This is a genomic window from Streptococcus sp. Z554, assembly GCF_053010305.1.
On record NZ_JBRKNV010000015.1, the window covers coordinates 1 to 4,260 of the forward strand.

General features: G+C 39.2%; 3 protein-coding genes. All 3 read right to left on the reverse strand.

The genetic code is table 11. The annotated features are described in order from the left end of the window. Nucleotides 1-1,700, reverse strand: a 1,700-nt coding sequence (locus tag ACVC7R_RS08430) for an SNF2 helicase associated domain-containing protein (RefSeq protein WP_447264337.1), incomplete at its 3' end; no start/stop codon positions are given. A 91-nt stretch (nucleotides 1,701-1,791) separates the two neighbouring features. Continuing rightward, nucleotides 1,792-2,958 carry a MalY/PatB family protein gene (locus tag ACVC7R_RS08435; protein WP_447264338.1) on the reverse strand — a complete coding sequence of 389 codons (1,167 nt, stop codon included), beginning with the start codon at nucleotides 2,956-2,958 and terminating at the stop codon, nucleotides 1,792-1,794. Nucleotides 2,959-2,962: 4 nt separating this feature from the next. Then, nucleotides 2,963-4,057, reverse strand: a complete 1,095-nt coding sequence (locus ACVC7R_RS08440) for a cystathionine gamma-synthase (RefSeq protein ID WP_447264339.1) — start codon at nucleotides 4,055-4,057, stop codon at nucleotides 2,963-2,965. Nucleotides 4,058-4,260 lie beyond the last annotated feature (203 nt).

Here is a 4,260-nt window from a genome sequence, read left to right on the forward strand (position 1 = left end):
GTCAAATCATGGGCCAAATGTCGGAATTCTTCAGTAAATGTAACTTGATCCTGATCCTTAAATAGATAAGAAAGAGTATAAGCTAAAGATTTACGAGCATGGAAAGAATCACTCTCTATCTCTTCAATTCCTAAGTCCTCTAAATCCTGACGAATACGCTTGGTCTGTTCATCGAAATAATAGACCTGATTAGAGGAGCTAATATAATAATCTTGCTTTGCGACTAAGGCTTTCATCGCTCGATCGATTTCTTCTTGATCAATATCCTGAAAATCAAATTGAATTTCTAAAAGACTTCCCTTGGATGATATCTGAACTTGAGGCTTTTGAACCCGATAAAGTTCTTGTAGGCTCTCAGAAATTTTTAATTCTCCAAGCGCTGCAAAGGCTGGTAAAACTTCCTGAAAGAAAGCATGGACACTTTCTGCTTTTAGGCTTTGACGCCACGATTGAAATTCCGCTTCAAAGCCTGCTGATAGAGCCAATTGAAAAATCTCTTTCTCTAGTTGAATATCACTAGCAAAAGGGAGGTTCTCCAGTTCATTACGGTTCCTAACTAAGCAAGTTTCATACTGAAACTGCATATCTAGACGAATTGAACCATCTTCTTCTCGTTCCATATAGAAAGACGGACGAAAAGACTGAATTTGAAGCGACTCAGGAGCCTCAACCTTTCCAATTTCTTTAAACTTCGACAAGGTAGAAGCCAAAAGATCTCGATCGCTAGTGTCAAATTGTAAAATCTTTTTGCCGCTATTGTCCAAAGGCACTTTTCTTAATCTATCTAACAAGCTTGCCTGTTCTTTTGACAAAAGATAAAAAGTTCCTTTTGAAAATAGTACTTGTCCTCTATAAAAGAAATTGATTCCTGCCCGTTCAAAGATTTCCATCTCATAATAGTTGGATTTTTCTTCAATCCCAAAGGAAAACAAGCCTGCTTGACCATCAAAATCTTGGAAAAGGAGTTCATGATAATTTGAAATCTGATGATCAAATTGAAACACATCTAAGCCCATCAAGAGACTAACCCCTTGCTCAAAAAGAGCCTTAGGGAAATAAAGGTGTCGTCCTTGATTTGGGAAAAAAATAGTGTACTCAACCTTCTCGTCAACCAAACCTAGTAAGAAATTCAAGACTTCCTGGCTACCTTTATCAAAGTGCTCAAATCTTAAAGAAGACTCGTAACTTTTTCCTATCATGTAAGGTTTGTTAGCCTCTATAATTTTTAAGAAAAGAGGGATATCCCTAATCACATAAAACTTGTCTTGCTGAGCAAGACCAATTCTTAAAGTCCAGATAATGCGATTGGTTCCTGCTTCCACCTGTCCTTGAGCAGAAAGCTGATATTTGTCAGTCTGACTTGGAAGTTGGATAGATTCTAAAAATTTTCCTCCAATAGTTACCTGTGTCTCAACAGTCTCTTTCTCTTCCTGATTGGCCTCCAAGTTGAGCAAGATTTTCTGTCCTAGCTGGTCATTTTTTAAGTAAGTTTCCAGTGCTGCCAAATGAACACAGTAACCTCTTTTTTTGAAAACATCACAAGCACAAAAAATCAAGTCATCGTCTAAACTATAACGAATTTCTTCTTCCGCTACACGCGCATAGATGCGATGGTCTTGTTCTTTAATGATTTCAATCTGACCAGTTTCGTAGAGTTCTACTCCCTCCATTCGAAGCTTCCCTGGAATCAATTTAGCCATAGTTTCCCCTTTACTTTATCTCTTAATTATACCATATTTCTGCCTATGAAAATAGCCTTCTAGGAAGACTTTTCTCCTAAAAGGCTAGTTTTTATTTATTTGAAAAAGTGGCAAGGATTCGTTGGCAAACTTCTTCCAAGACGGATGTCGGCATAGCCACATTTAAGCGAGCGTGGAGGGCTCCTTCTTCACCAAAGTCTAAGCCTCTGTTTAGGATAACCTTTGCCTCGTCTCTTAAGAGCCTTCTTAGCTCTTCATCGCTAATATCATAAGCCGAAAAATCAAGCCAAATGAGATAAGTTCCTTGAGGTTTCATGACCTTGATTTTAGTTTCTTTACTAAACAAATCAACTACATAATTGATGTGTTGCTCAATCAGCTCTTTGAGTTCTGTCAACCAATCCTCTCCATAGCGATAGGCAGTCTCTGTTGCCAAATATCCCAAACCTGAGATTTCATGTTGATTATTAGCAAGTTGGCGTTTTTGGAAAGCAAGTCTCAACTTTGGATTCTCGATAATAGCGTAAGAATTTTTCGTTCCAGCAATGTTGAAGGTCTTGGTAGCACTGCTTAAAATCAGTGAAAATTCTTTAAAATCTTCATTTACCGTGTTGAATGACTGGTGCTTGTTTCCAAATAGAGCTAAATCTTGGTGAATCTCATCAGATACTAGCAAGACTCCATGTTTTTGACAAAGTTGTCCAATCTTCTCTAAGACTTCCTTTTCCCAAACGCGTCCACCAGGATTATGAGGATTGCAGAGAACGTAGAGTTTCACATCTTCTTCGACAAAGTCTTTCTCCAATCGATCAAAGTCAATCTCAAAGAGTCCATCTTTTTCCACTAGAGAGTTGGTGATTAGTCTACGATTATTGAGCTTAATGCTCCGAGCAAAAGGAGGATAAACCGGGGTGTTAATGAGCACTGCTTCACCTTCTTTAGTAAAGGCTTGAATGGCTGTTGAAATGGCTGGTACTACTCCTTCGATAAAGACTAGAGCATCCTTTTCAAAGCCATAACCATGGTGTTTTTCCTCCCAGTTTTGAACAGCTTCAATCAATCCATCACTAGCATAGGTATAGCCATAGACTAATTGCTCCGCATAGTCATGGACTGTCTGACGAATCTCAGGTAAAACCTCAAAGTCCATATCAGCAATCCAGGCTGGCAATACTTGACGATCAGTCTCTGCTTCTTTCCATTTATAGGTATGATGTCCAAAACGATTGGGCAAGGTCGTGAAATCATATTTTCCCATAATTTTATCCTTCCAAGGCTTGACGCAAGTCTTCAATCAAATCTCTAGCATCCTCAATCCCAATAGACAAGCGCAAAAGATCATCTGTCAGTCCATAAGAATGACGAACATCTGCAGGAATGTCTGCATGGGTTTGAGTGGTTGGATAGGTAATCAGACTTTCTACACCACCTAAACTTTCAGCAAATGAGAATACTTTCAAAGTATTTAAGATATGAGGAATACGCTTCTCATCTGCCACCTTAAAGGAAATCATTCCCCCACGTCCTGTATACAAAACTTCTTTGACTGCAGGTGATTGCTCTAAAAAGGCTACAATTTCTTGGGCATTAGCAGTTGAGCGCTCCATACGAAGTGACAAAGTCTTCAGACCACGAATCAATTGATAACTATCAAATGGTGACAAAACAGCCCCTGTCGTATTGAGATTGTAAAAGAGTTTTTCGTATAAATCAGCACTATCCGTCACAACTACACCAGCTAGCACATCATTATGTCCCGCAAGGTATTTTGTTGCTGAATGAAGGACAATATCTGCTCCATCTTCAATTGGACGTTGGTAAATCGGGCTATAGAAGGTATTGTCCACGACAACTGTCGCCCCTTTAGCATGAGCTAATTTTGATAATTTTTCAATATCAAATTCCAACATTAAAGGATTGGTTGGCGTTTCGATATAAAGTACATCCACATCCTTTTCTAGCTCAGCAATCAACTCTTCCTCTGTATTAGCATAGGTAAAGTGGAAACGTCCTTCCTGCTCCACTTGATTAAACCAGCGGAAAGAACCTCCGTAAAGGTCACGGACAGCCAAAACTTTGCTTCCTACTGGAAAGACACTAAAGGCTAAGACAATCGCAGACATACCTGAACTTGTTGCCAAAGCATACTTGGCGGATTCAATGGCTGCTAAGACTTCCTCTGCCTTGCTACGAGTTGGATTTTTGGTACGTGTATAGTCAAATCCAGTTGATTGACCGAATTCTGGATGCTGATAAGTCGTTGAAAAGTGGATCGGTGTAACTAAAGCACCTGTCGCTTTATCTGACTTGATACCTGCTTGTGCTAAAATTGTGTTGATGTGAAATGATTTGCTCATACTTTACCTCCAAATCTATAGTAACTATTGTACCACTTATTTTGGATCCTTCGTTTTCTTGTTTTCAAGAGCTAGTTATAGTTTCAAACTATATAAAAGAGGCTGGTACAAAAGTCCTAGCCTCTTAATTGTCTTTGGATTGTAGAGCAAGACGCAGTGGTTGAGTGGGCTCTACTACGCTGATTTCATCAGCTTTTACAGCC

Excerpts from the sequence above, each read along its gene's own strand:
- ACVC7R_RS08435 (WP_447264338.1), bottom strand. The coding sequence starts at position 2,958 with ATGGGAAAATATGATTTCACGACCTTGCCCAATCGTTTTGGACATCAT.
- ACVC7R_RS08440 (WP_447264339.1), bottom strand. The coding sequence starts at position 4,057 with ATGAGCAAATCATTTCACATCAACACAATTTTAGCACAAGCAGGTATC.